General features: G+C 69.1%; 23 protein-coding genes. 15 read left to right on the forward strand and 8 right to left on the reverse strand.

Features of this window, described 5'->3' with window-relative positions; genetic code table 11:
* Positions 1 to 44: 44 nt before the first annotated feature.
* The gene (locus ACTRO_RS01525) at positions 45 to 953 is read left to right on the forward strand and encodes an NAD-dependent epimerase/dehydratase family protein (RefSeq protein ID WP_034260651.1); all 909 of its coding nucleotides are present in this window, start codon (positions 45 to 47) and stop codon (positions 951 to 953) included.
* Here ACTRO_RS01525 and ACTRO_RS01530 read toward each other — a convergent pair.
* The 3 genes from ACTRO_RS01530 to ACTRO_RS01540 form a co-directional block, all read right to left on the reverse strand.
* Positions 950 to 1,585: a hypothetical protein gene (locus ACTRO_RS01530; protein WP_157435638.1), complete on the reverse strand. Its 636-nt coding sequence runs from the start codon at positions 1,583 to 1,585 to the stop codon at positions 950 to 952. The genes ACTRO_RS01525 and ACTRO_RS01530 overlap by 4 nt on opposite strands.
* A 38-nt stretch (positions 1,586 to 1,623) precedes the next feature.
* Complete coding sequence (locus tag ACTRO_RS01535; RefSeq protein WP_034260656.1) at positions 1,624 to 2,271, reverse strand: VOC family protein; 648 nt, start codon at positions 2,269 to 2,271, stop codon at positions 1,624 to 1,626.
* 79 nt (positions 2,272 to 2,350) lie between these two features.
* Entirely contained in the window at positions 2,351 to 4,015 is a 1,665-nt protein-coding gene (locus tag ACTRO_RS01540; protein WP_051450131.1) for an FAD-binding oxidoreductase, read from the reverse strand.
* Positions 4,016 to 4,363: 348 nt separating this feature from the next.
* Here ACTRO_RS01540 and ACTRO_RS01545 point away from each other — a divergent pair, with 348 nt between their 5' ends.
* Both ACTRO_RS01545 and ACTRO_RS01550 read left to right on the forward strand, forming a co-directional pair.
* Positions 4,364 to 4,927, forward strand: coding sequence for a dihydrofolate reductase family protein (locus ACTRO_RS01545; RefSeq protein WP_034260658.1), 564 nt, complete (start codon positions 4,364 to 4,366; stop codon positions 4,925 to 4,927).
* Between the two features lie 198 nt (positions 4,928 to 5,125).
* On the forward strand, positions 5,126 to 6,037 hold the full coding sequence (locus tag ACTRO_RS01550; RefSeq protein ID WP_169739789.1) for a helix-turn-helix domain-containing protein: 912 nt from the start codon (positions 5,126 to 5,128) through the stop codon (positions 6,035 to 6,037).
* A 38-nt stretch (positions 6,038 to 6,075) separates the two neighbouring features.
* Here ACTRO_RS01550 and ACTRO_RS01555 read toward each other — a convergent pair whose 3' ends face one another.
* Entirely contained in the window at positions 6,076 to 6,810 is a 735-nt protein-coding gene (locus ACTRO_RS01555; protein ID WP_034260659.1) for an alpha/beta fold hydrolase, read from the reverse strand.
* Positions 6,811 to 7,050: 240 nt separating this feature from the next.
* On the opposite strand from ACTRO_RS01555, the gene ACTRO_RS01560 reads away from it, so the two are divergent.
* Both ACTRO_RS01560 and ACTRO_RS01565 read left to right on the forward strand, forming a co-directional pair.
* Positions 7,051 to 8,013, forward strand: coding sequence for a helix-turn-helix transcriptional regulator (locus ACTRO_RS01560; protein ID WP_034260661.1), 963 nt, complete (start codon positions 7,051 to 7,053; stop codon positions 8,011 to 8,013).
* 151 nt (positions 8,014 to 8,164) lie between these two features.
* A complete protein-coding gene (locus tag ACTRO_RS01565) occupies positions 8,165 to 8,896 on the forward strand; it encodes a G1 family glutamic endopeptidase (protein WP_051450133.1) in 732 nt (243 codons plus the stop codon).
* Between the two features lie 60 nt (positions 8,897 to 8,956).
* On the opposite strand, the gene ACTRO_RS01570 is transcribed toward ACTRO_RS01565, so the two are convergent.
* Entirely contained in the window at positions 8,957 to 12,010 is a 3,054-nt protein-coding gene (locus ACTRO_RS01570) for a beta-L-arabinofuranosidase domain-containing protein (protein ID WP_034272539.1), read from the reverse strand.
* A gap of 352 nt (positions 12,011 to 12,362) precedes the next feature.
* On the opposite strand from ACTRO_RS01570, the gene ACTRO_RS01575 reads away from it, so the two are divergent.
* The 3 genes from ACTRO_RS01575 (at position 12,363) to ACTRO_RS50185 (ending at position 13,918) form a co-directional block, all read left to right on the forward strand.
* Positions 12,363 to 12,929 carry a hypothetical protein gene (locus ACTRO_RS01575; protein WP_034260664.1) on the forward strand — a complete coding sequence of 189 codons (567 nt, stop codon included), beginning with the start codon at positions 12,363 to 12,365 and terminating at the stop codon, positions 12,927 to 12,929.
* A 117-nt stretch (positions 12,930 to 13,046) separates the two neighbouring features.
* Entirely contained in the window at positions 13,047 to 13,526 is a 480-nt protein-coding gene (locus tag ACTRO_RS01580; RefSeq protein WP_034260666.1) for a VOC family protein, read from the forward strand.
* A 53-nt stretch (positions 13,527 to 13,579) separates the two neighbouring features.
* Positions 13,580 to 13,918, forward strand: a complete 339-nt coding sequence (locus ACTRO_RS50185) for a UBP-type zinc finger domain-containing protein (protein WP_034260668.1) — start codon at positions 13,580 to 13,582, stop codon at positions 13,916 to 13,918.
* 27 nt (positions 13,919 to 13,945) lie between these two features.
* Here the strand turns inward: ACTRO_RS50185 and ACTRO_RS01590 are convergent, their stop codons facing one another.
* Positions 13,946 to 14,863: a LysR family transcriptional regulator gene (locus tag ACTRO_RS01590; protein ID WP_034260670.1), complete on the reverse strand. Its 918-nt coding sequence runs from the start codon at positions 14,861 to 14,863 to the stop codon at positions 13,946 to 13,948.
* Between the two features lie 113 nt (positions 14,864 to 14,976).
* Here ACTRO_RS01590 and ACTRO_RS01595 point away from each other — a divergent pair, with 113 nt between their 5' ends.
* Positions 14,977 to 15,786 (forward strand): inositol monophosphatase family protein, encoded by an 810-nt coding sequence (locus tag ACTRO_RS01595; RefSeq protein WP_034272542.1) that lies wholly within the window; start codon positions 14,977 to 14,979, stop codon positions 15,784 to 15,786.
* Positions 15,787 to 15,793: 7 nt separating this feature from the next.
* Here ACTRO_RS01595 and ACTRO_RS46640 read toward each other — a convergent pair whose 3' ends face one another.
* On the reverse strand, positions 15,794 to 16,477 hold the full coding sequence (locus ACTRO_RS46640) for a hypothetical protein (protein WP_157435640.1): 684 nt from the start codon (positions 16,475 to 16,477) through the stop codon (positions 15,794 to 15,796).
* A 200-nt stretch (positions 16,478 to 16,677) separates the two neighbouring features.
* Between ACTRO_RS46640 and ACTRO_RS01610 the strand changes: the two genes are divergently transcribed.
* Positions 16,678 to 17,196: a hypothetical protein gene (locus tag ACTRO_RS01610; protein ID WP_157435641.1), complete on the forward strand. Its 519-nt coding sequence runs from the start codon at positions 16,678 to 16,680 to the stop codon at positions 17,194 to 17,196.
* Between the two features lie 161 nt (positions 17,197 to 17,357).
* Here ACTRO_RS01610 and ACTRO_RS01615 read toward each other — a convergent pair whose 3' ends face one another.
* The gene (locus ACTRO_RS01615; RefSeq protein WP_034260678.1) at positions 17,358 to 17,654 is read right to left on the reverse strand and encodes a hypothetical protein; all 297 of its coding nucleotides are present in this window, start codon (positions 17,652 to 17,654) and stop codon (positions 17,358 to 17,360) included.
* 234 nt (positions 17,655 to 17,888) lie between these two features.
* Here ACTRO_RS01615 and ACTRO_RS01620 point away from each other — a divergent pair, with 234 nt between their 5' ends.
* From ACTRO_RS01620 to ACTRO_RS01640, 5 genes are all read left to right on the forward strand, one after another.
* A complete protein-coding gene (locus ACTRO_RS01620) occupies positions 17,889 to 19,154 on the forward strand; it encodes an ABC transporter substrate-binding protein (protein ID WP_034260680.1) in 1,266 nt (421 codons plus the stop codon).
* Between the two features lie 73 nt (positions 19,155 to 19,227).
* Positions 19,228 to 20,094 (forward strand): branched-chain amino acid ABC transporter permease, encoded by an 867-nt coding sequence (locus tag ACTRO_RS01625; RefSeq protein ID WP_034260682.1) that lies wholly within the window; start codon positions 19,228 to 19,230, stop codon positions 20,092 to 20,094.
* 29 nt (positions 20,095 to 20,123) lie between these two features.
* Positions 20,124 to 21,122: a branched-chain amino acid ABC transporter permease gene (locus tag ACTRO_RS01630; RefSeq protein WP_169739790.1), complete on the forward strand. Its 999-nt coding sequence runs from the start codon at positions 20,124 to 20,126 to the stop codon at positions 21,120 to 21,122.
* A complete protein-coding gene (locus ACTRO_RS01635; protein ID WP_084315880.1) occupies positions 21,112 to 21,867 on the forward strand; it encodes an ABC transporter ATP-binding protein in 756 nt (251 codons plus the stop codon). The genes ACTRO_RS01630 and ACTRO_RS01635 overlap by 11 nt, the downstream gene beginning before the upstream one ends.
* Complete coding sequence (locus ACTRO_RS01640; protein ID WP_034260686.1) at positions 21,867 to 22,583, forward strand: ABC transporter ATP-binding protein; 717 nt, start codon at positions 21,867 to 21,869, stop codon at positions 22,581 to 22,583. Before ACTRO_RS01635 ends, ACTRO_RS01640 begins: the two co-directional genes overlap by 1 nt.
* Positions 22,584 to 22,618 lie beyond the last annotated feature (35 nt).

A 22,618-nucleotide genomic window follows, 5' to 3' on the forward strand; every position in this document is an offset into this window, starting at 1 on the left:
AGGGTGGAGGGAGCACAAGGACAAGGCGTGATCGGAGAGGGACCATGACGAACGAGACGATTCTGGTGACGGGCGCGACCGGGCAGGTGGGCAGGCGCTTGGTGCCGCGCCTGCTGGCCTGGCGCGACTCCGGCGACGCGGTGCGCGTGCTGGTGCGCACCCCGGAGGCGGCCGCGGGCTTCGAAGCGGCGGGCGCGCAGGCCGTGGTCGGCGACATCACCGACGCCGCCGACCGCGAGCGGGCGCTGGACGGCGCGACCTCGGTCGTCAACACGGCGGCCACCTTCCGCGATCCGAGCGTCGAGGAGTCCGGCATGTACGCGGTCAACCGGGACGCCGCCGTGTCCCTGGCGCGGGAGAGCGCGAAGGCCGGCGTGCGGCGGTTCGTGCAGGTGAGCACGATCCACGTCTATGGGCCGGGTATCGGGCGGCCGCTGCGCGAGGACGACGCACTGCGCGCCCCGGACGCCGCGGAGGGCGAGCGCCACCTGGTGTACCCGCACAGCAAGCGGGAGGCCGAGGAGCAGATCAGGGCTCTGTGTGAAGAGAGCGGCTTCGACGTGATCACGCTGCGCCTGCCCTTCGTCTACGGTGAAGGCGATCCGCACATCGCCAATGCCCTGGCCCACTTCAACCTCGGCGCCCTGGCTACGCATGCTGTGATGCCGATGGCCCACCACGCGGACGTGGCCCAGGCCGTTCAGCGCGCGCTGCGGACGGTGCGCCCGCAGCAGCCCGGCTACGTCGCGTACAACATCGCGGGCGACGCCCCGTCGACCATGTACGAGTTCTTCGAGCTCGGCGGACGTGAGTTCGATGTCGCGGCCGCCGCCGGCCGGAGCGTCGCAGACCTGTGGGCCGGTGTCCCGGACACCACCCGCGCGTACCGGGACCTGGGCTTCCGGCCGATCTATCCGACCGCGAAGGCGGCATGGCGCGACGGCGCTCTCTAGTTCGGGCGTACCGTTTTCAGTTGCGCGGCCCGCTGGGCGCCCACCATGAAGGTCTTGCTTGGAAATTCCCTGAGCAGGAATTCCGCCATGAGCATGTGGTACACCCTGAACAGTTCAATGCTCGCCAGGGCGTCGAAGACGTACGAGGCCGCGGCGAAGTCCGGGTCGGCCTCCAGCGCCGTCCACTCCTGCTCGTCGTGGAGCTCGAACAGTTCTCTCGGTACTTTCCGGAAGAATGCCGCAACGGACCGCGGAGTCGGTTTGCTGTACCGGCTCACTGGGATCAGGATCGCCTCGGCACGGCGCGCGAACGGCTCGGCCCAGTAGGGCAGCCGGCCGACGGCGAGCCAACGGGGTTCGCCCGCCAAGACACGCGCAAGCTCCGCACGCTCCCTGTGCGTGCGGAGCACGCCGTATCTGCCGTATACGTAAGCGTCGGGCGAGATCAGGTCGAGGCCAAGCTTCCTCGGCAGGTCTTCGTATGGTCCGCTTGGCGAGTACAGCATGTATACCTCAGTCACCTGCCCCGCCAGCAGGCGCGCCCACAGGTTTTTCGGCGTCGCATCCTCGATCGGCAGCCCGTCGCGCACCCCACCCGGCATGCCGTCCAGTCTCCACCAGCGGCAGGCCATGACACCACTTTGAAGTTATGGTCAGCCACGCGCCTGAATCACTCCCAGATGGCGAGGTCGACCTCGTTGCCCTCGGGGTCGGCGAGGGTCCACCATCCCGGCGCGTTCGCGTCGTTCACGATCCTCCCGCCGGCGGCCAGCGCCGCGGCGATTCGCGCCTCGACATGGTCGTGCGGGAGGTAGACGTCGATGTGGAATCGATTGCGCTGCGGCCGCGGCGCGTCCATCTGCTGGAACCAGAACGTCGGCCCGCGGCGCAGCGGGTCGAGCACGTCCTCCTCGCCGAACACCTCATAACCCAGCACGGCCGCCCAGAACGGCAGCACCTCGGCGCCGGCCATCGCGTCGATCGCGACCTGCACGTGCTGGACGCCGCTCGGGTCGGCGGGCGCGCCGAGTTCGGCGGCGGCCACGGAGATCTGCTGAGCCACCGCGACGTCCCGTTGGCTCAGGCCGCCGAAGTCGGAGGTGAACAGCTTCACGCTCACGCCCTTGGGCCGCAGGTCGACGTCCGGGTGATGGTTCGCCGCCGCGGCGATCTCGCCGATCGCCCGGACCAGCTCGACGCCGACGGCGAACGATCCGGTCCGGAAGTAGGCGCAGGCCCATCCTCCGCCGACGATCGTCCGCCAATCCTCGACGCCCTCCGCGTCACGGAACTGCTTCGCTGAGATCCGATCAGTCATGACGCGACCCTACTCGGCGCCACTGACACCTTCGGGACCACGGCGTGCATGCTGAAAAGCTCAGGCTCGAGGTCGCCGCTCACCTCAGCGCACGTACGCCCTGCTCATAGCAGAACATACTGCCGGGGTCGTACTTCGTCTTTACGTCCCGGAGCCTCGGGTAGTTGCCTCCGTAATAGCGCGACTGCCAGTCGGTCAGGTCGGGATCGGGGAAGTTCTGGTAGCAGTGGGCGGGCCCGGCTCCCCACACCGCCTCGTACAGCTCGTCGAGCCATGCCTTGCATCGGGCCGCCGTGCTGGTGGGGTCCGCCAGGTCGGTGCTGTCGTTGTCGGCCCAGCTGGATTCGAGCGCCATGATGAACTGCGCCCGGCGGTGCCAGAACGCGGTGTCGGCCGGAGCCTTCTCGTTGATCTTCGCGCCCAGGGCGAAGAGGGCGATCCCGGCGCCGTCGCCGTTGTGGCTGCCCGGCCAGCTCTCCACGAACCTGACGCAGGTCCCGATCTTCCGCTCGTCGAGCGCGTCGTGCTCATCGACGATGGCCGACTTGCTGGCCCACTGGTAGATCGGGGTGGTGGCGAAGGTGTAGTCGGTGGCGTCCCAGAAGTTCAAGTCCTGAGTCCCGGCTTCGAAGTCTGCGACCAGGTCCGCGGGGAAGCCGCGCTCCTCGAGGAAGACGAGGAGCTCCTGCTTCGAGCCGTAGAACTCGCCGAGGGCGTTGCACCGGGCGTTGGCCTCGGCCTGCGCCCGGTCCCGGCCGGAGGTGCCGATGCCGAACCGCAGGTGGAAGTCGGCCAGCCGCGGATCCGACGGATCGCCGGGGCCGAAGAGCAGCTGCTGGAACGCGTGGTACACCTGCCACGACTTCGCGGCGAGATCAGCAGCCTGCCACTTCAGGTCGAAGACGCAGAACCGTTCGGGCACCGGGTGGGCCTCGTAGGTGAAGTCGATGTTGATGCCGAAGTTGTTGCCCGCGCCGCCGCGACAGGCCCAGAAGAGGTCGCTGTAGTGGTCGGCGGTGGCGGTGACCTTCCCGTATGCGGCGGTCACCACCGTCGTCGCCACCAGAGCATCGCAGGTCAGGCCGTACTTGCGGTCGCTGAAGCCGATCCCGCCGCCCAGCGTCAGCCCGCCGAGCGCGACGGTCGGGCAGCGACCGGTCGCCACCGCCCACTGCCCGCCGCGGTACGGGTTGGTGCGCAGCCAGGGGTAGACGTCCCCGTTGGTGGTGCCCGAGCCCGCCGTCAGCACGACCGTGCCGTCTGCCCCGCTCGCGAGCGCGGGCCGCTTGAGCTGGTTGTCGCTGAGGTCGATCAGCAGGGTCGGGCGCTGGTCGTGCGGGTCCGTGGCGGAGTAGCCGGCGTAGTTGTGCCCGTTGGAGTAGGGGATGACGCGCACGGTGTTGGCGTCGGCCCACGCGACCGCGATCTCGACCCCGGTCGCGCCGCGGTCCCCGTCGATGTCCCTGGGCGAGAGGATCCGTAGCGGACGGTTGTCGATGTAGACGTGGTTCTTCGGCACCCCCAGCGCCCCGAACAGGCGCTCCCGCGGCTGGTAGAGCCGGCCCGCGCCGGCCCGGTCGAGCAGCTCGGCCAGCTTGTCCCAAGGCGGTGCGGCCTCGTCGACCGCGTCCGCCCGGGCCTCGGGAATCGCCAGCAGAGCGGGCACGGCGCTCGTGGCCAGCCCGGCGGTGGCGACGGTGGCGCCGCGCCGCAGCGCCGTCCGCCTGCTCATCATGCCGCTCATATGAACTCTTCCCTGATGTATGTTCGGGCGATTACAGTGCGACCATAGATGAACCTCCTGCTGAAGAAGCGGATCACAGTGGTATGACTTGTGTCGGCACTCCCGCACCGTGAGGTGCAGGACCCCGCGCCCGCACCCGCACCCGCGCTCCGGTGTCGGTGGGTCCGTGTTGAATAAGGCAGCATCCGAAGTACTGCTTCACTCCGGAGTGAGCGCCCGGAGTGGCCTTGGCTCAATTCCCCGCGGTCGCGAACACGGCGAAGGCAGCAGCGGGATACCCCTGAGCCCTGAGCCCTGCTCGCCGTGTCGGTCTGCGCGCGGAATACCGACGCGCGGAAGACTGACGCCATGCGCAGACTGACCTTTGGCATGAATCTGAGCCTGGACGGCTACATCACCGCGCCCGGGGACGACCTCGGCTGGAGCGTCCCGAGCGACGAGCTGTTCCAGTGGTGGTCGGACCGGGTGGGGGCGACGGGCCTGGCGCTGTACGGGCGCAGGCTGTGGGAGACGATGAGCTCCCACTGGCCGACCGCCGATCAGCAGCCGGGCGCCACGACGGCGCAGATCGAGTACGCCCGGCGCTGGCGGGACATGTCGAAGGTGGTGTTCTCCTCGACGGCCCGCGCGGTCGACTGGAACACCCGCCTGGTCACCGGCGACGCCGTCGCCGAGATCGCCCGACTCAAAGCCGAGGACGGCGGTCCCATGGACATCGGCGGCGCCACCCTCGCCGCGGCGGCCATGCGGGCCGGGCTGATCGACGAGTACGCGATCGTCACCCACCCGGTCCTGGTGGGCGGCGGCACGCCGTTCTTCACCGCGCTGGACGACTGGGTGCATCTGAACCTGGTGGAGACCAGGTCGTTCCCGGACGGCGTGCTCCTGGCCCGGTACGAGACCAGGCGCTGAATATCCGACGCGGATCGGCACATGACAGGCCATTGCGCAACGCCGAAGATCACGGCACCATGTCGCTTGTCACGCTCGCAGACCTCTTACTTTGGAGCCAGGGTCGTCATGGCCGTCGTCCTCGATACGTCCGTGATCCCGGATCAGGAGCGATTCGAGCGGGTGCGGGTGACGATGGCCGAGACGAGCGCCTCGACGGTGGCGCTGCCGGGGGACGGGCGCCCGGTCAACGCCCGGCTGGACGTATGGCAGCTGGGTGGCAGCTATCTGTTTCGCGCCGAGACGTCGTCGGTGCGGATGTCGCGCAGTGAGCAGCAGGCGCGGCGGGATCCGGTGCCGCTGCTCGCGCTCGCGGTGCAGGAGCGCGGCGACGGGCTGCACCGGCAGTTCACGCCCCTGAACCGGGTGCATCCCGGCGTGCTGATGGCCATGGACATGACTGAGCCGTTCGAGTTCTCCTGGTCCGGTCAGGGTGCGTCCCGGGCGTTCATGATGCCGCTCGAACAGCTCGACGTGCCGTCCAGGCGGCTGCGGCAAGCGCTGCCGCACCTGGCCCGCAGCCCGCTCTATGATCTGATGACCAGCCATATCGTGGAGCTCTTCGGCGCGGCGGACGCCTTGAGCGCGAACGCCGCGGCCGCTCGGATCGCCGACGCCGGCATCGATCTCGCCCGGGCGCTGCTCGCCTCGCTCTCTCCCGATGCGGCGGTCCGGCGCGACGCCGCCGCCCAGACGCTTTGGGCGCGCATCAGGGAGTACGTGCGCCAGAACCTGCGCGATCCCGGCCTGGACGCCGCCTCGGTCGCGGCGGCGCACAACATCTCCCTGCGGAAGCTGTACAACGTGTGCGCGGCGGCCGACACGAGCCTCGAACAGATGATCATCCGACGCCGGCTGGAGGGAGTGCGTGCCGAGTTGGCGCTACCGGCGGCACGGTTCCGATCGATCGAATCGATCGCCCGAGGCTGGGGCTTCCGCAATATCAGCCATTTCACCCGGCGGTTCGGGCAGGAGTTCGGCCTCAGCCCGCGGGAATGGCGCACCGCGAGGGCGCAGGAACAGCATCTGGACACGCACCAGTCGGTGACGGGCGTCAGCGGGGGCGGCTGAGGCCCGCCACCGAGGTGCGTTTTCTCACTGGCCCAAAGTCAGCTGACGGCTCGGAGCGCCTTGAGAATGACCTGGGTCACGGCGTCGGGCTGGGAGATCATGATGACGTGGGAGCCTTCGATCTCGGTGATGTCGGCGCCCGCACGCTGCGCCATCTCCCGCACGACGTCGCTGCCGGCCGCGGTGTCCGCGGTGCCGACGGCGGCCCAGGCCGGGAGGTTCTTCCAGGCAGGGGGGCCGCTCTTCTCCGCGAACGCGCCGGCGGCGATCGGCCGCTGAGACAGCGCGTAGACGTCGGACTGCAGCTGGGGCAGGTCGGCGGTGAAGACCGCGCGGAACCGCGAAGCGTCGATCAGGACCTCGACGGCCGTCTCGGATCCCTCGCCGGTCGGGAACTGGTACTCCTCCAGCGCGCTGGTCAGGACGCTGTCCTTGGACCGGGCGACGATGTCGCCGAGGAGCTCGCCCTCGTCCGGAGCGAACGCGGCGACATAGACCAGGCCGACCACGTTCTTGGTCTTCGGGACGGCGTTGGTGATGACCGCGCCGCCGTAGGAGTGCCCGACGGCGAGGACCGGGCCGGGGATCTGGTTGATGAAGCTCGCCACGTACGCGGCGTCGTGGCTGATGCCGCGCAGCGGATTGACGATCGCGCGCACCGGGACTCCGGCCTCGACCAGGCGCTCGGTCACGAACGCCCAGCTGGCCGCGTCAGCGAACGCGCCATGGACCAGGACGACGGTGGGGCCTGAGGAAGGGGCGGAATCAGGCATCTCGGTTCTCCTCACGTGGGGTGGGTACGGTGCGGCCGTCTGACGCCGCCGCAGGCCGGGGGTGATCGGCCCGGCCACCGTCCAAGAATCGACCCGGAAGACCCGCGGACCTGGATTGAACACGCACGACTTCTTTGCCGTGCGTGCACGATTTCCGGAAAGGGCCAGGTCGCCGTGGAAAGATTGACCTGCGGCCCAGGGACTCAGTTGGCGGATGCCGAGTGAAAGGCAGTGCCCTTCATGTCCGTTCTGCTCGACACGAGCCGGCTGCCGGCCGCCGACCGCGCCGAGGCCTTGCAGGCGGTGCTCACCGGAGCGACGGCGCCGCACGACCTTCGCCTACTCGACGCTCCGGAGAACATCCACGCCCGTCTGGAGCATTGGCAGCTCGACCCCGCCGTCGCGCTGCTCCACCAACGCAGCTCCGGCGTCAGCCACACGCGAACCGACAGGCACGCGCGCAAAGACGGGCCGGAGCGCGTCGTGTTCGTCCTGCACGACGGCGGGCCGGGCCGCTACATCCACGAGGAGCGCGCCTACCCCCTGTACCGCGGAGCCCTGTACGTCACCGACCTCAACTCCTGCTATTCCTACGCCAGGCCCGGCGAGGGGAGCGCGCGGATCATCCAGATCGAACGCGCCGCGCTCGGCTTGAGCGTGGAACAGGTGCAGAGCGCTGCGGTAGATCTCCAGGCGAGCCCGCTCTACAACCTCCTGCGCAGTCACATCGCCCACCTCTGCGCCGCAGCGCCCACTTTGACCCCCGTCGACCGTGCGAACCTGGCGCCCGTCACCACCCGCCTTGCCGCGGCACTGCTGGGCACCACCGCCCTCCAGGACGTACCCGGCGCCCGGCAGGCTGCTGACGGATATCTCGTTGATAGGACCATCCTCTATATGCAGAGCAACTACCCGCGCCACGAGCTCACGGCCGAGGAGATAGCCCACGAACACGGCGTCTCGGTCAGATATCTGTTCCAGCAGTGGTCCACGCACCCGCAGACCCTGGCCGAAGCACTCCTGGACATCCGCCTCGCCGCCGCACGCACGCTGCTCACGCAGCAGCCGCACCTACCGGTCAACGTCGTCGCCCACCGGTGCGGCTTCCTCCACGCATCGCACTTCACCCGCCGCTTCCAACGCGCCTACGGCAGTTCGCCCACCCACTACCGCCAGGAAGTGAGCAGGCCTGTGCGGTCCTGAAAGTTTCGGTGCGGTCGCAGTACCCACCTGGCCGCACCGCTCCCTCGCATGAGGCATGTTTGCCAGTGTTCGAATACGTAACTAGCTTCGGGACATCGAACGGTAGTTAAACGTATCGAACACTGCCAACTAGCCCCGGAAAGGGAGCAACATGGCGATATCCGGATACAGCATACGCCTGGCCGGCCTGGCCGTGGGCGCTTCGGCGCTGCTCGCCACGGGTCTGGCCGGCCCCGCGGCCGCCGCCACTGCGGCCCCCGCGAGCATCCCGCACTTCGACCACGCTCGGCACTCGGATCAGATCTGGGGCGGTTACGCGGTCACCGGCACCAAGTTCACCTCGGTCAGCGGCACGTGGACGGTGCCGACCCTCAACTGCTCGTCCACGCCGAACAGCTACGTCTCCCCGTGGATCGGCATCGACGGCTGGAACTCGGACACCGTCGAGCAGATCGGCTTCGACCAGGACTGCGTGAACGGCGTGGCCGGATACTACCCGTGGGCGGAGATGTACCCCGCGGACTCGATCTACTTCACCGAGACCGTCAAAGCCGGCGACCAGATCACCGCCTCGGTGTCGGTCAGCGGCACCGCTTTCACCCTGACCGAGAAGGACACGACTCGGGGCTGGTCGAAGACGTACCACGAGACCGGCAGCGACCAGCTCTCCTCGGCCGAGGCGATCGTCGAGGACCTAGGGGACGGCATCCAGCCGGTGGCCTCGTTCAGCGCGATTCCCTTCACCGGCCTCACCGCCAACGGCAAGGCCCTGGCAAGCGCGGGCACGGTCAACTCGACCGTCATCGAGCGCGGCAGCACTCCGCTGACGAAGAACTCCACCCTGTCCGGCGGCTCCTACACCCTCAGCTGGCTGCACTCCTGACCGTCGCCCCGCATCCGGCCGAGAGCCGGATGCGGGGCGAACGTCCTCGTGCGGTGCGCGCTAGGGCGCGAGCTGGCTGCTTGCACGCCCTGCGGCCGACACCACGTTGCTCTTTTCCTGCGCGGTGAACAGTCCCAGCGTGACGAAGTTGGTCGCGGTCTGGGTCACGGCCGCGACGAAGGCCGCCTGATTGGCGAACGGCGCCTGGTCCCACACGATGTCGAGGAAGGTGAGGCCGTCGGTGCCGGGCGAGGTGACCCCGGTCACGGGCAGGTCGTAATTCGGCAGATGATCGTTGCGGCGCTTGTTGGCGACGCCCGAGTCGATGGAGCCGAAGACGATCTCCGGCTCGACGCGCTGGAAGTAGGCGGACTGCGGCTGGGTGTCTCCGATGTACCAGGGGCGCAGGGTGAGACCGCCGGCGGCGAACGTCGGGTCGCCCGCCGCGGTGGCCGCGGCCGGGGTGATCGCCGCGCGGGTGTAGTCGCCGTCCAGCTTCAGGTTCTGATACAGCGTGAGCTGGCGGTACTGGCCGTTGCCCGGGTCGCCGAGAATCGCGAGCAGGAGCGGGCCCCAGAAGACGCTCTGGATCTCGGGCTGGTCGATCGCGCGCTCCATCCGGATGCTGAACGGCATGGCGATGTCGATCCGATCGCCGTTGTGCCAGGTCCTGTTCAGCGTCACGTAGCTGCCCGGCGTCGCAGTGACCTGCTGGTTGACTCCGTTGACCTGCACGGTGAATCCCGACTTCGCCCACGCCGGCACGCGCAGGTTGATCGCGAGGGTGCCTTGCCCCTGGATGGTCAGGCTCGAGGTGTCCCCGCGGGGGAAGTCCGTCGCCTGGACGATCGTGAGCCCGAGAGCCGACCACTCCAGGGTCGAGGCGATGTACAGGTTGACCCAGAGGGTCGAGGCGTCGGCGGACTGGGCGTAGATGAGTTCCTGATACTTGGTCTGGTCTTCCAGGCCCGCGCCGCCGTCGCCGGTGCCGAGATTGCCGAAGCTCCTCGCCGCGCCCGGGGCGAGCGACTGGAAGTAGGTGATCAGCGGGTCGCTCGTGCTGTCGGAGTCCATCCGGGAGCCGAGCAGCTGATTGACCACCGCGCGCTCGTAGTAGTCGATGTACGCCGGGTCCTGCACGTGGAAGAACAGGTTGCGGGCCAGCTGGACCAGGCTGTGGGTGGCTTCCGTCTCCGAACCGCTCTGGGTGATCGCGTTGGCGACGTCGTCCCGGTTCTGAAACTGCTCGTTGTTGCTGTTCGAGCCCGGGTAGCTGCCGCCGGTGCCGCCAATTGCGTACATCCGGTGCGGGACGACCATGCCGAAGAAGTTCTGGGCCACCTGCAGGTACTCCGCCTCACCGGTCTGCTCGTAGATCCGCAGATAGCCGAGGTTGTTCGGGATGTGCTGGTTGGCGTGCAGGCGGTTCGGCCGGCGCGGCCCCGGGTTGTTCGCGGTCGAGACGGTCAGGATGTCCTCGTTGGCGGCGCAGGCGCCGAACAGCGACTCCCGGTTCTCCAGCAGCTTGGCCGTGTCCAGGTACTTCGTGTTGCCGGTGATCGCGTAGACTTCGGCGATCGGCTCGGCCGCGGCGTTGAACTCGCCGGCGATGTAGGTGTCCCACATCAGGTTCAGGTCGTCACGGGTGATCGGGCCCGGATACCCCGGCTGGTGGATGTCACCCTGAGTCAGCGCGAGATTGGCCCAGTCGGCCATCGTCGTGACCACCTGCAGCGCCTGCGTGTTGCCGGCCAGGAGGTAGCAGTCCATCAGGCCCTGCATGATGAAATGCTGGGTGTACCAGGGGGCCCAGGTGCCGGTGTCCCCGCCGTAGGTGGCGAAGCGCGGCGGCCCCAGCCGCAGGACCACGTCGTCGGGGATCGCGCCGAGGTAGCCCGGGTAGGTCGGTGTCCACGCCGCCGTTGCGCCGGTCCCGGTCCCGGCCGCGGCCACCACGGTGGCCGGGCGTTGGTGGGAGGAGGAGTCGACCACATTGGTGCCGCCGGCCTCCTCGAACCGGTACCAGGCGACGTTCCCGCCGCCCGGGCTCCCGCCGGCGGAGGTCAGCAGGGACTGGATCTCCGTCTGGCTCAGGGCCCGATTGTAGATCTGGAACTCGTCGACGTCGGCCTGCAGCATCGGGTCGCCGAACTGGGAGCGGCCGATCCAGAGGTTGTTCGTGCCGGTCAGGCTCGCGGGAGTCAGCTTGACGGCCTTGTTCACGGCCACCGACGTGCCGTTCACGTAGAGCGTGCCGGTGCCGCCCGAGAGGGTGACCGCGACGTGCGTCCAACCGGTCGGCAGGGGGCTGGCGGCAGTGATCTGCTGTTCGGCCCCTGAGCCGCCGGTGGAGATGGCGAAGCGCGCTCCGCCGCCGCCGGCGCTGACGGTCAGGAACATGTAGGACGAGGTGCCGGACCCGAAGTCGAAGACCCTCGCCCAGTTCTGGCCTGTCGTCGTCGTCCGGTTGATCCAGGTGGCGACGGTGAAGGAGGTGAGCCCGGAGAGCACGGCCGCGGGAAGCTGCACGTACTCGGCCGTGCTCGTGCCGCCCAGTTGCAGCGCCTGGCCGAACTTCCCGGCCACGCGGCCGACCGACGAGGAGCCTCCGGTCTGGCCGGAGGCCATGGCGGTGATGGCGGTCTGGACCGCGGCGAGCTCGCCGACCATCCAATTGATCTTGTCCAGGTAGACCTGCTCGCCCGCGTCGGAGTAGGCCTGGGCGAGGGCGCTCAGGTAGTAGCCGGTCCAGTGGCCGGTGAGCTGCGTGCCGCCCTCCCAGCCGCCGACGACCGCGACGCCGGCCGGGTTGGGCCGACCGCAGTTCTGGTTGAACGGCACCAGGAACCGGCGCTCGTCGAAGGCCGCGATGAAGGCCTTCATCCGGTCGCGCTTCTCCTGGAACACACTCGCGCCGAGCTGCACGGCCTGCAGGGCGAAGGGCCGCACCGGTGCCGTACTGCCCGCGCCGACGTAGACCGGCAGGCTGAGGCCTGCGGCCGTCCCCGCGGCCTGCGCCCCGGGCGCGGCGCCCAACACGCTGCCGCCGAACGCCGTGGTGGCCGCCGCCGCAGCCGTGGCGCGCAGGAGTTCGCGTCGTCCTATGGCTCGCATAGTGCCGATTCCTTCCTTCGGACCCGTCGTGGGTATTTCCGCAGCGCAGAGCCGTTCCGATAGATTGTTAGCGCTAACAATTAACTCCGGGCCGATGTGGGTGTCTTTACGGGATTGAGTCGCGACTTGCGCAGCTCCCTCAATATCGTCCTGTATGAGTGCTGCGTCAAGCTTTTCCATCGTGACGCATGCCTGCGTCTGCAATGCCTGTCGGAGCCCTGGGCAAGGGCATGCCCGTATTCTGTGAAAGACGCTCGCCACGGCCGGTTCTCGTACGCGCGCTCCTGGCGGCACCGCAGAGGACGCGGAGAGCTGGAGGTTCGAGCCCGGCAGCGGCGCGCTGTGGAGCCTGGTGCTTAACCTGCCCGAGGTCAACGCCGAACGCTCCGATCTCCCGCAGGCTTGGGTGCACACGCCGGTCGCCGTCGGATCGCTCGAGCTTCTGGACCCGCACGACTTTCAACGAGATCCGACGCGTGTACGGTGGTGTGACCCGCGTGACCAGTGGCTGTTCGGCCTCTACGACGCCGAGCCGGATCCCGGAGGCGAGCGGTACCGGTCGAGGCTGGCGCCCGACACCTACCTCCTCATCTGCGACGACGTGCTGGCCGGCTGGGCCATCGCCCGCCCGGCCCGCTTCCTCGCGCCCGAGGGCGCCAGGCAAGTACAGCAGAATGTTGACGAACGTCTCGGAACGCTGTTGGCCCGGTTTCTCAATCTGCTTACCGAAAGTGCCGTGGACAGGCTTGAGGCAGCGATCGCGCATTGCGGGCGGAGCTTGTCCAGCCCGGCGATGCGCTGGCAGGCCTTTGCGAAGCTCGCGAACCTCGGGCGCTCGCTATCCGGGAAAAGGTGCACCAAGTCCTTGAGGACTTCGCAAGCTGAGAGCAGCAGCGTGTGGTGCTCCACATTCCGATAACCGGAGTCGAGCAGCTGATTCAGCGCGCCGAGCGACCTTCCGTCGGGAGCGGTGGCGAGCCGGCGGCGGCGGGGAGAGAGTGGGAGGTGAGCGAAATCGAGAGGGAGGCGCCCGCCCATGGCCGAGATCGCGAACCACATCGACTACGACCAGCTTCCGGCGCCGGAGGAAGGTTTCCTGGTCACGCTCTTCATCACCGTCCGCAAGGTCGCGCGCTCCCGGGACTTCTACTCGAAGGTGCTCGGCGGGACTGTCGTGCTGGACGAGAATCCCTGCATCGTCAAGCTCGCCAACTCGTGGATCTTGATGAACCCGGGCGGCCCGCCGACACCCGACAAGCCGGGGATCACCGTCACCGACTATGAGCCCGACGACACCACGTCGATCTTCTTGAACCTGCGCGTGGCAGACATACAGGCGTGCTACAAGCTCTGGAGCGAGCGTGGGGCGCAGTTCCTCACTCCGCCGATCGACCGCGGCGCGGAGTTGCGGTGCTACATGCGTGATCCGGACGGATACCTGATCGAGGTGGGGCAGGCAACCGGGGTACTGACTGGGCAGCTGGCCGACAAGCGGCCCGAAGACCTGCCCGGATGACCTGGCCGAAGAACGCAGCGGTCGTCTGACCGCGGAATCGACGGGATGTGCTCATGGATGCAGAACAGGGAATCGACCCGACCGTACCGCCGAGTGGCACCGGATGCGTCGAGTGCGACGCCACAAGTGGGTGGTGGCTCCATCTCCGGCGCTGCGCGCAGTGCGGGCACATCGGGTGTTGTGACGACTCGCCGAGCAAGCACGCCACCGCTCATGCGAATTCCACGGGGCACTCGATGATCCAGAGCTTCGAGCCGGGCGAGGATTGGTTCTGGAATTACCGCACATCCAAGCTCTATGCGTCCGGCCCCGAACTCGCGCCGCCGCTCAGCCACCCCGCCGACCAGCCGGTGCCCGGCCCTGCGGGCAGGGTTCCGGCCGGCTGGGCGTAGGCCGTCAGCGTCCCTTCTGGCGCCGCGTCAGGTTCGGGTGGCGTCGAGTTCGCCCAGCACCTCGCGGGCCTTGGCGCGCAGCCAGGCGTGGGCGCGGTCGTCGTCGTGGCGCTGGTGCCAGGAGAGGTGGAGCGGGATCGCCGGTAGGGCGACCGGGAGCGGGAGGACGGCCAGCCCGTATTCGGATGCTGCGATGTGCGCGGTGGGCTCCGGGACGGTGACGGCGAGGTCGTCTTCGCTGTGGCGCACGAACAGCAGTGCCGTGGCTGCGGCGGGGACGCTGGCCACGACGCGTCGCCCGAGGTTCAGCGTGGCGAGCAGGCTGTCGACGGGGTCCTGCATGCGTCCGCGGCGGGAGACGACGATGTGGTCGGTCTCGGTGGCGTAGCGCGCGGGGGTGAGTTCGCCGCGGGTGAGCGGGTGTCCGGCGCGCACCGCGAAAACGAGGCGTCCGTCGGCGACGCGCACGTGGCGGACGTCGGGGGCGGTGGGTTCGGTCGCGTTGCATTCCAGATCGACTTCGCCCCGGCGCAGTTCGGGGGAGTCCGTGGCGTTCTCGGCGAGGAAACGCAGGCGTACGCCGGGAGCTTCGGCGTGCACGGCGGCGAGCAGGCGGGGGCCGCACAGTTCGACGAGCGTGTCCTGCCAGCGGAGGGTGAAGGTGCGTTCGAGCGCGGCGAGGTCGAGTTCGCGGGGCGGAGAGAGCACCGCGTGCGCCTGCTGGACCAGGGCGTGGACGTGCTCGCGGACCGATTCGGCGTACGGGGTCGGGATCATGGTGCGGCCGGTGCGGACCAGGATCTGGTCTCCGGTCGCCCTGCGGATCCGGCCTAGCGTGCGGCTCATCGCGGGCGCGGTGACGCGCATCCGGTCGGCGGCGGCGCCCACGCTCCCTTCCTCCAGCAACGCGTCCAACGCGGCGAGCAGATTCAGATCCAGTTGCATCTCAGTAACTCTAGACTTGATCGGCATGCACTTGTAGTTAATCGCGGGCCGTCCTAATGTCGGACCATCACCCCGAAGCACCCGACTGACCTGCGATGACAGGAGACATGGCCATGCCCGCGACCGTCGCCCGGCCCGAAGACGCCGAGATCCTCACCGGCACCACCACCGCCGTCCGCCAAGCGGCCGAGCGGCTGCGGGAGCGCTACGTGCCCGCGTCGCGCCCGAGTTCCCTCGACGAGCTGATGTCCGCGCTGCACGCCAACGACGAAGCGGTACTCGACGTCCTCCGGCCCGCGCTCGCTGAGATCCGTCCCGGCGCCGGATGGGTGGAGGAGGAGCTGGAGAGCGGCGCGTTGCCGGCAGGGGAGTGGTGGGTCGTGGACCCGGCCGAGGGCAACATGAACCATGTGCACGGCATGCCCGAATGGGGCGTGACCGTGACGCTCGTGCGGGACAACGAACCGGTGCTCGCGGCCGTGCACCTGCCGTTGTTCGCCGCGATGTACACCGCGCTGGCGGGTGGCGGAGCGTTCCGCGACGGCGAGGCGCTGCGGGTGTCGGAGAAGACCGAGCTCGGACTGGCCGTCGTCGGCACCAGCCAGGCTTCGCCGGGCTCGGGCCCTGAGACAGTGGGCACGGTCGGAGACTCGATCGCCGCAATGCTGCACGCTGCGATGGTGGTGCGCGCCGGCGTGCCCGCGTCCCTGCACATGCTCAACGTCGCGGCCGGAAGCATGGACGTGTTCTGGCAGTTCGCCGGCGCCCGCGCCGACCTGCTGCCGGGCGCGCTGCTCATCGCCGAAGCCGGCGGCCTGGTCACCGACGCGCACGGAGCGCCGTGGACCACGAGCAGCGACACCTTCCTGGCCGCCGCACCGGGCGTGCACCAGCAGGCGATGAGTACGCTCTCGACGCTGTAGGCACCAGTCAACGACGCCGGCGCAGGCGTCCGTAGGCTACGAGCAGGGCGATGAAGAGCGAGAACCCTGCGACCACTTCGAACGCGGTCACGGCTCCGGAAGCGCCGTCGGACAGAACTCCGGCAGCCTCGGCGAGCGCGACGAGGCCGAGCGCGGCCGCAGAGCACTGTGTCGAAACAACCCTTGAGTGATCCGCACCGCGGCGGGCCAGCAATGCGCCGGCGGGCAACACCGCCCCGAACAGGAGAAGGCAGAGCCCTAACAGCAGAAAGCCGACGTCCTCGGTGGGGCGTGTCGCGGCGGTGTCGTCGGCGAAGGCGATCGGGCCGCCCGGCGCCTTGATGCCTTGCGCATTGCCGCGCCAGAAGAGCACCTGCACGTCTTCGCCTGCTGCTAACCGCGCGATTCCATCCGGTTCGGCCGTATAGTCCAACTCCGATACGTCCTGGAGTTGGACATGTGTCGCGCCGCTGCCGGTGGAGACACTGACCACGCGTATCGTTCGCCAGCTCAGGCAGTCTTCGGTCGCCGTCGCCGTCGCCGTCGCCGTTGCAGGTGCGCGGGACGCGGCACAGGGCGGGGCCGCGGAGAATCGTTCGGCGGTTGCACGGTCGCCGGAGAAGCTTGCCGCCATCATGATCATCAGCCCCAGCCCCGTGAGCGACAGCACAAGCATGCCGACCGTCGCCACGGTGCCTTTACCCTGATTCCCCCGCCCCGCCACAGTCTCCCCTTTGCGTCGAGGCGAATATACGCCTTGACGATCGCTAGGCGCGACCCGGATCCGCGGCCGCCGGCCGGTCGGGTGCGACCACTTGCGCAGTGGTTCTCAACGGCTGTTCACTGTCATTGCTTTGCTTTGCATGTGTCACATTTCGGGTGGGGAGTCCAGTGAAGACGATGGTGGCGTCCGGCACGGCCGCCCATGAGGCGGCGCCGGGCCTGTTCCTGCTGGTCTGGGGGCTTTTCGCGTCCGTCATCGGGTTGGGGCTGGTCACCAACTTCCGGGGGTTCCTCGACGGGTTCACTCGGGACGCGTACGAGTCGTCAGCTTGGTTGCGGCGTATTCCGCCGTGGAAGTGGATACGGCAGCGCCCGGATGAGCTTGCCAGGCGGGCGAGGCTGAACCGACTGATCGGCATCCCTTTCGCAGTCGCCGGTCCGATCGTGACGGTCGTGGGTGTGGTGCAGATCTTGCGCGGGCATTTCTCCGTGCCGCGCGGGCCCGAGCTTCCGCTGCCGTTCGCTCTCGCGTTCATCGCCGTCTCGGTGCTCGGTATGGCCCAGTGCTGGCGGCCTCGCGGGTACTTCCGCCAAGCGGCGCGGCAGGGCAGCTGGAAGCGCACCGCCGCGATCATCGCGAGCGCCGGGGCGGTCTCCTTCGGCGTGTTCACAGCCCTGGGTCCATGACCCTCGGCATCGCGGGCTGGGCCGTCGGTGGGCTTGCCAGCCTTTTCCTGATGATGCCGCGGAAATCGGCTTTCGCGCAGCCTAGCGACTCGACGAACCCGAAGCCCGTCCAGGAAGACACGGAGGGCGCGCAAGACGACGAATCCGGGGCATTTCGCTGGCTATAGGCTCAGCCGCTCCAGAGCGGCCGGATCCTGCCGGTCCGGGTCGAAAGTGATCACGACCACCTCGCCGTTCGCATAGGCGACCACGGGCCGCCGAAGCAGTTCGCCCACCCTGCGGGCGACGTTCTGGAACAGCTCCACCAACTCGAGGCTGTCGGCTGTCACCTCGAACCGTCCCTCGGCCACGAGCGCCTGGGCGACGTACGGGGTGAAGTTCGCCTCGGCCCGGACCTTCTCGTCCGCGCTGAGTGCGGAGCGCCGGAACGCGGAGGGTGAGTCAGAGAGCTGAGCCATCACGGATCCCTTGCTGATCGACGGTGCGCCCAAGGATGCCACACCCGGCCTCCGCGAGTGACCGTCCGCGGCTCGAAGATGCAGGCCGCGCGCGTGGATGTTGGTGATCTCGCCATCGTCGTGCCCCGCATTGTGGGTGATGCCTCCATGCCCGGATCCTTCAGCAGGTCATAGCGTTTCGCGCTATCCCGAGAACTGCGGGGACCGACGAGGAGACGAGGAGACGAGGCTTCGATGGCGAAGATCGGCAGATGGGTCGGGACGGCGGCGGCGCTGGTGCTGTGCTGTTCGGCCGGGGCGTGCGCGAGTTCCGCGGCGAGCGCCGGGACGGGCGGCGGGGGATCCGGCGGCACGGTCACGATCGGGGAGTCGACGACGCTCAGCGGCTCGATCGCCTCGCTCGGCCAGACCGGCCTGCAGGGCGTGCAACTCGCCGCGGCCGACCTCGACGCCAAGGGCGGCCTGCTGGGCAAGCAGATCAAGGTGGTCAGCGCGGACGACGCGGCGACGCCCGCCACCGGCGTCTCCAACGTGCGCACCATGCTCGGCGCCGACCACGCCGTGGCGGTCTTCGGCCCGGTCGCAAGCTCCGTGGCGGCCGCGGAGGAGCAGGTGACCAACGCGCAGAAGATCCCGATGTTCTTCCACACCTCCAACGACATCGGCCTGACCACGACCACGTACAGCAAGTACGTCTTCCAGGACGTGCCGAACACGGTGATGGAGCCGCGGGCCGCCGCCGCGTACCTCGCGCAGCAGGTGTCGGGCAAGACGATCACCATCGCGACCTTCGCGCCGAACTACAGCTTCGGCCAGGACACCGTCTCCGCCTTCATTCAGGCCCTGAAGGCCGAGAAGGTCAACTACACGCTCGTGAAGCAGGAGTTCCCGCCGCTCGGGGCCACCGACATCAACTCCTACCTCGCCGCGATCGAGTCCGCGTCCCCGCAGTACGTGTTCAACGCGCAGTTCGGCGGCGATCTGGTCGCCTTCACCAAGCAGGCCCGGTCGTACGGGCTGTTCGCCAAGACGAAGGTGATCGCGATGTACGACTACTCGGTCCTGCAGTCCCTCGGCTCGGCCGCCCCGACCGGCGCGATCGGCTTCGACCGCGCACCGTACTGGACGTACACGGATTCTGCGATGCAGAGCTTCGTGTCCGAGTTCCGCGCCAAGTACGGGTCCGCGCCGAGCGAGTGGGCGATCCTCGGTTACGCCGCGGTCCAGCAGTGGGCTTGGGCGGTGCAGAAGTCCGGCTCGTTCTCCGGTGATGCGGTCTCCGCAGCGCTCTCGGGCGCCTCGGTGCCCACGATCCTCGGCGACCAGCAGATCCGCGCCTGCGACCACCAGACGGAACTGCCCGAGTACGTCGGGACCGTCGCGGGGCAGTCGGGCTCCTCGAGCGACCCGACGCACCTGTGGGACAGCTCGGCGTTTGCGGCGCCCTTCGACCAGATCGACTACACCTGCGCTCAGATGCAGGCCCTGCAGAAGTCGTAGCCCGCCCCGCCCCCGGCCCGGCGCGCCGCCGCGGGGCCGGGGGCCGCATCCCGTTGGAGTCACATATCCAGACATGGACACCTTCGTCACTGAAGCCGTCAGTATCCTGACGAACGCCGCCATGCTGTTCGTCGTCTCGGCCGGCCTGACCCTCGTCTTCGGGGCCTTGCGGCTGATCAACATGGCCCACGGCAGCCTCTTCATGATCGGGGCGCTGGTCACCGCCTCGCTTGCTGCGAAGTTCGACGGCGCTGCGGGCTTCACGCTCGCGCTCGTCGCCGCGGTCGCCGTCGCAGCCGTGCTCGGCGCCGGTGTCGAGATCGGCATCCTGCGGCGACTGCACCAGCGTGAACCGCTCGCGCAGCTGCTCGCGACCTTCGCCCTCGTGCTGGTCTTCGCCGACCTCGGCCAGCGGGTGTGGGGCAGCTCCGACCGCACCGTGACCGCACCGGTCTCCGGCGGCTTCCACGTGGCGGGCGCGACAGTACCCGTATACGACCTCATCGTCGTGGGCATCGCCGCGCTCGTCGCGCTGGGCCTATGGCTGCTGCTCTCGCGCACGCCGACCGGCTGGCGCGTGCGCGCGGCCGTGGAGGACCCCGAGTCCCTCGCCGTGGGCGGCACGAACCTGCCGCTGCTGCGCACCGGCGTGTTCGCGCTCGGCGCGGGCCTGGCCGGCCTCGCCGGAGCGGCCATCGCGCCGCTCGAATCGGTCGGCCCCGGGCTCGACACCGAGATCATCGTCGCCGCGTTCATCGTCACGGTGGTCGGCGGCCTCGGCTCGGTGCTCGGCGCGGCCCTCGGCGCACTGGCGATTGCGACGGTGGAGGGCCTCGGCACGCTGTGGACCCCCTCTTACGCCTCGAGCGCACCCTACCTCGTGATGATCCTCGTCCTCGCCGTGCGCCCCTGGGGGCTGTTCGGCACCCCGGACCGATGAACCGACCGACAGGAGCGCTGGAACCGCGCATGACAGCACTCGAAGAGACGTCGCCCACGGCCGCGGCGGAACATCCCGGGGCCTCCCGGCGCATGCGACCACGTACCCTGATCCTCTCGGCGGCCCTCGTCGTCATCCTGGGGCTGCTGGCGGCCGCCCCCTACATAGCGAACCTCACCACGATCCTCACCCTCGAGGAGATCAGCGCGTTCGCGGTCTTCGCGGTCGCGGCGAACCTGCTGATCGGGCAGGCCGGACTCGTCTCCTTCGGCCAGGGCGTGTTCTTCGGCCTCGGCGCCTACACCGTCACGCTCGGATGGGAGCACGCGCACCTGGGCTTCTGGGAAGGCTTCGCGCTCGCCCCCGTCCTCGGCGCCGCGGCCGCCGCGCTGATCGGACTGGCCGCTCTGCGGGCCCGCACGCTCTACTTCGCGCTGATCACACTCGCGTTCTCGCAGCTGTTCTACCAGCTGGTGGAACAGAACACCGGCTTCACCGGCGGCGCCAACGGCGTGTTCGCGCCTGTGGTGCCGGCCTGGATGGAGAGCCCGGTCGACGGGTACCTGACCCTGCTCGGTATCGCGGTCGCGGCCCTGGCGCTGCTGCGCTGGATCTACGCCTCGAACTTCGGGCTGCTGCTGCGTGCATCCCGGGAGAACCGCGCCCGGGTCCAGGCGCTGGGCACGAGCGTCTACCGGTTGCACCTGCTCGCTTTCACGATCTCAGGGGCCTTCTGCTCGCTGGCCGGCGCGATGTTCGTGGTCTACAACCAGGGCTCGAACGCAGAGCTCTTCGACTGGACCACCTCCGGCCAGGCGGTGATCATGAGCGTGATCGGCGGCATGTACACCTTCTCAGGGCCCGTCGTCGGCGCGTTCGTCTACCAGTTCGGCCACGACTGGCTCGTTCGCGGCTTCTCGGACTGGCAGCTCGTGCTCGGCGCGGTCCTGCTGCTCGTGGTGATGCTGCGCCCGGACGGCCTGGCCGGCGCGATACGGCTGCGCCGATCGGAGGACGATGATGAGTAGCAAGGCATTGCTGAGCATCCGAGGCCTGACCCGCGACTTCGGCGGGTTCCGCGCCGTGGACGGGGTCGACCTGGACGTCGCGTCCGGTGCGATCCACTCGGTGATCGGGCCGAACGGAGCGGGCAAGAGCACCCTGTTCTCCCTGATCACCGGGGAACGCAAGCCGACCGCGGGCAGCGTGGTCTTCGCGGGCCGCGCGCTGACCGGACGGCCGCCGCACGCGGTCACCCGCGCCGGACTGGCCAAGGCGTTCCAGACCACGAGCATCTTCCCGCGCCTGACCGTGGCGGAGTCGGTCTGCGCCGCCCTGCTCGCGCGCGACGGGCAACCGCGGCTGCTCGGCGCACGGGTCAGGGCCCGCATACGGAATGAGGCCACTGAGATCTGCACCGCCCTCGGCCTGGAGACGCACCTCGACCGGCCGGGCGCCGTACTCTCGCACGGCGACCAGCGCGCCCTGGAGATCGCCCTAGCCCTGGCTACCGGCCCCCGGCTGCTGCTGCTCGACGAGCCGACCGCGGGGATGTCGCCGTTCGAGACCAAGCGCGTCGTCACGCAGATCACCGCCCTCGCCCGCGAGCGCGGACTGACCGTGCTGTTCTCCGAGCACGACATGGACACTGTCTTCGCCATCTCCGACGAGGTCACCGTGATGCACCAAGGCCGCGTCCTCGCCCACGGCCCGGCGGCCGAGGTCCGTGCCAACGACGAAGTGATGGCCGTCTACCTGGGAAGCGAACCGTGATGCTGGACATCGACGCGATCGACACGTACTACGGCGCGAGCCACATCCTGCAAGGGCTGCGGCTGACCGTCGGTGAGGGCGAAGCCGTCGCGCTGCTCGGCCGCAACGGCGCGGGCAAGACCACGACTATGCGTTCCGTCCTCGGCCTCACCCCGGCCCGCCGCGGCCGGATCACCCTGGCCGGCCGCGACATCACCCGTACCAAGACCCACCGGATCGCCCGCGGCGGCGTGGCGTTCGTCGCCAGCGGCCGCCGCGTCTTCGGGTCCCTGACGGTGGGCCAGAACCTGGAACTCGCCTCCCGCACCCTCGGGCAGCGAGTGCCGGAAGGCGGGGGCGAGCGTTGGACCATCCCGGACGTCATCGAGGTCTTCCCCAAGCTGGCCGAGCTGAGCGACCGTCGTGCCGGCTTCCTCTCCGGCGGTGAGCAGCAGATGCTCAAGCTCGGGCGCGCCCTGCTCGGCAACCCGCGGCTGCTCCTGCTCGACGAGCCCACCGAGGGCCTGTCCCCGGCCGTAGTAGCCGACCTCGGCCGCTGGCTCGACCGGTTGCGCGAGCGGGGAATGAGCATCTTGCTGACCGAGCAGAACGCGCTGTTCGCGCTCTCTCACGTCGACCGAGGCTACGTCATGCTCAAGGGCCGCATCACCCACGAGGCCGTCGCCGCGGACCTGCGCGAAAGCCCGGAGGTGCGCGCGGCTCTCGGCGTGGGCTGATCGCTCCGTCCCGGCGGCGGTGGAGATGGGTCGCA

Origin of the sequence: Actinospica robiniae DSM 44927, from assembly GCF_000504285.1 — a bacterium.
GTDB classification, from domain to species: Bacteria; Actinomycetota; Actinomycetes; order Streptomycetales; family Catenulisporaceae; genus Actinospica; species Actinospica robiniae.

Coding starts and splice junctions, on each gene's coding strand:
- ACTRO_RS01525 (WP_034260651.1), top strand. CDS start 45: ATGACGAACGAGACGATTCTGGTGACGGGCGCGACCGGGCAGGTGGGC.
- ACTRO_RS01530 (WP_157435638.1), bottom strand. CDS start 1,585: ATGGCCTGCCGCTGGTGGAGACTGGACGGCATGCCGGGTGGGGTGCGC.
- ACTRO_RS01535 (WP_034260656.1), bottom strand. CDS start 2,271: ATGACTGATCGGATCTCAGCGAAGCAGTTCCGTGACGCGGAGGGCGTC.
- ACTRO_RS01540 (WP_051450131.1), bottom strand. CDS start 4,015: ATGAGCGGCATGATGAGCAGGCGGACGGCGCTGCGGCGCGGCGCCACC.
- ACTRO_RS01545 (WP_034260658.1), top strand. CDS start 4,364: ATGCGCAGACTGACCTTTGGCATGAATCTGAGCCTGGACGGCTACATC.
- ACTRO_RS01555 (WP_034260659.1), bottom strand. CDS start 6,810: ATGCCTGATTCCGCCCCTTCCTCAGGCCCCACCGTCGTCCTGGTCCAT.
- ACTRO_RS01560 (WP_034260661.1), top strand. CDS start 7,051: ATGTCCGTTCTGCTCGACACGAGCCGGCTGCCGGCCGCCGACCGCGCC.
- ACTRO_RS01565 (WP_051450133.1), top strand. CDS start 8,165: ATGGCGATATCCGGATACAGCATACGCCTGGCCGGCCTGGCCGTGGGC.
- ACTRO_RS01570 (WP_034272539.1), bottom strand. CDS start 12,010: ATGCGAGCCATAGGACGACGCGAACTCCTGCGCGCCACGGCTGCGGCG.
- ACTRO_RS01580 (WP_034260666.1), top strand. CDS start 13,047: ATGGCCGAGATCGCGAACCACATCGACTACGACCAGCTTCCGGCGCCG.
- ACTRO_RS50185 (WP_034260668.1), top strand. CDS start 13,580: ATGGATGCAGAACAGGGAATCGACCCGACCGTACCGCCGAGTGGCACC.
- ACTRO_RS01590 (WP_034260670.1), bottom strand. CDS start 14,863: ATGCAACTGGATCTGAATCTGCTCGCCGCGTTGGACGCGTTGCTGGAG.
- ACTRO_RS01595 (WP_034272542.1), top strand. CDS start 14,977: ATGCCCGCGACCGTCGCCCGGCCCGAAGACGCCGAGATCCTCACCGGC.
- ACTRO_RS01615 (WP_034260678.1), bottom strand. CDS start 17,654: ATGGCTCAGCTCTCTGACTCACCCTCCGCGTTCCGGCGCTCCGCACTC.
- ACTRO_RS01620 (WP_034260680.1), top strand. CDS start 17,889: ATGGCGAAGATCGGCAGATGGGTCGGGACGGCGGCGGCGCTGGTGCTG.
- ACTRO_RS01625 (WP_034260682.1), top strand. CDS start 19,228: ATGGACACCTTCGTCACTGAAGCCGTCAGTATCCTGACGAACGCCGCC.
- ACTRO_RS01630 (WP_169739790.1), top strand. CDS start 20,124: ATGACAGCACTCGAAGAGACGTCGCCCACGGCCGCGGCGGAACATCCC.
- ACTRO_RS01635 (WP_084315880.1), top strand. CDS start 21,112: ATGATGAGTAGCAAGGCATTGCTGAGCATCCGAGGCCTGACCCGCGAC.
- ACTRO_RS01640 (WP_034260686.1), top strand. CDS start 21,867: ATGCTGGACATCGACGCGATCGACACGTACTACGGCGCGAGCCACATC.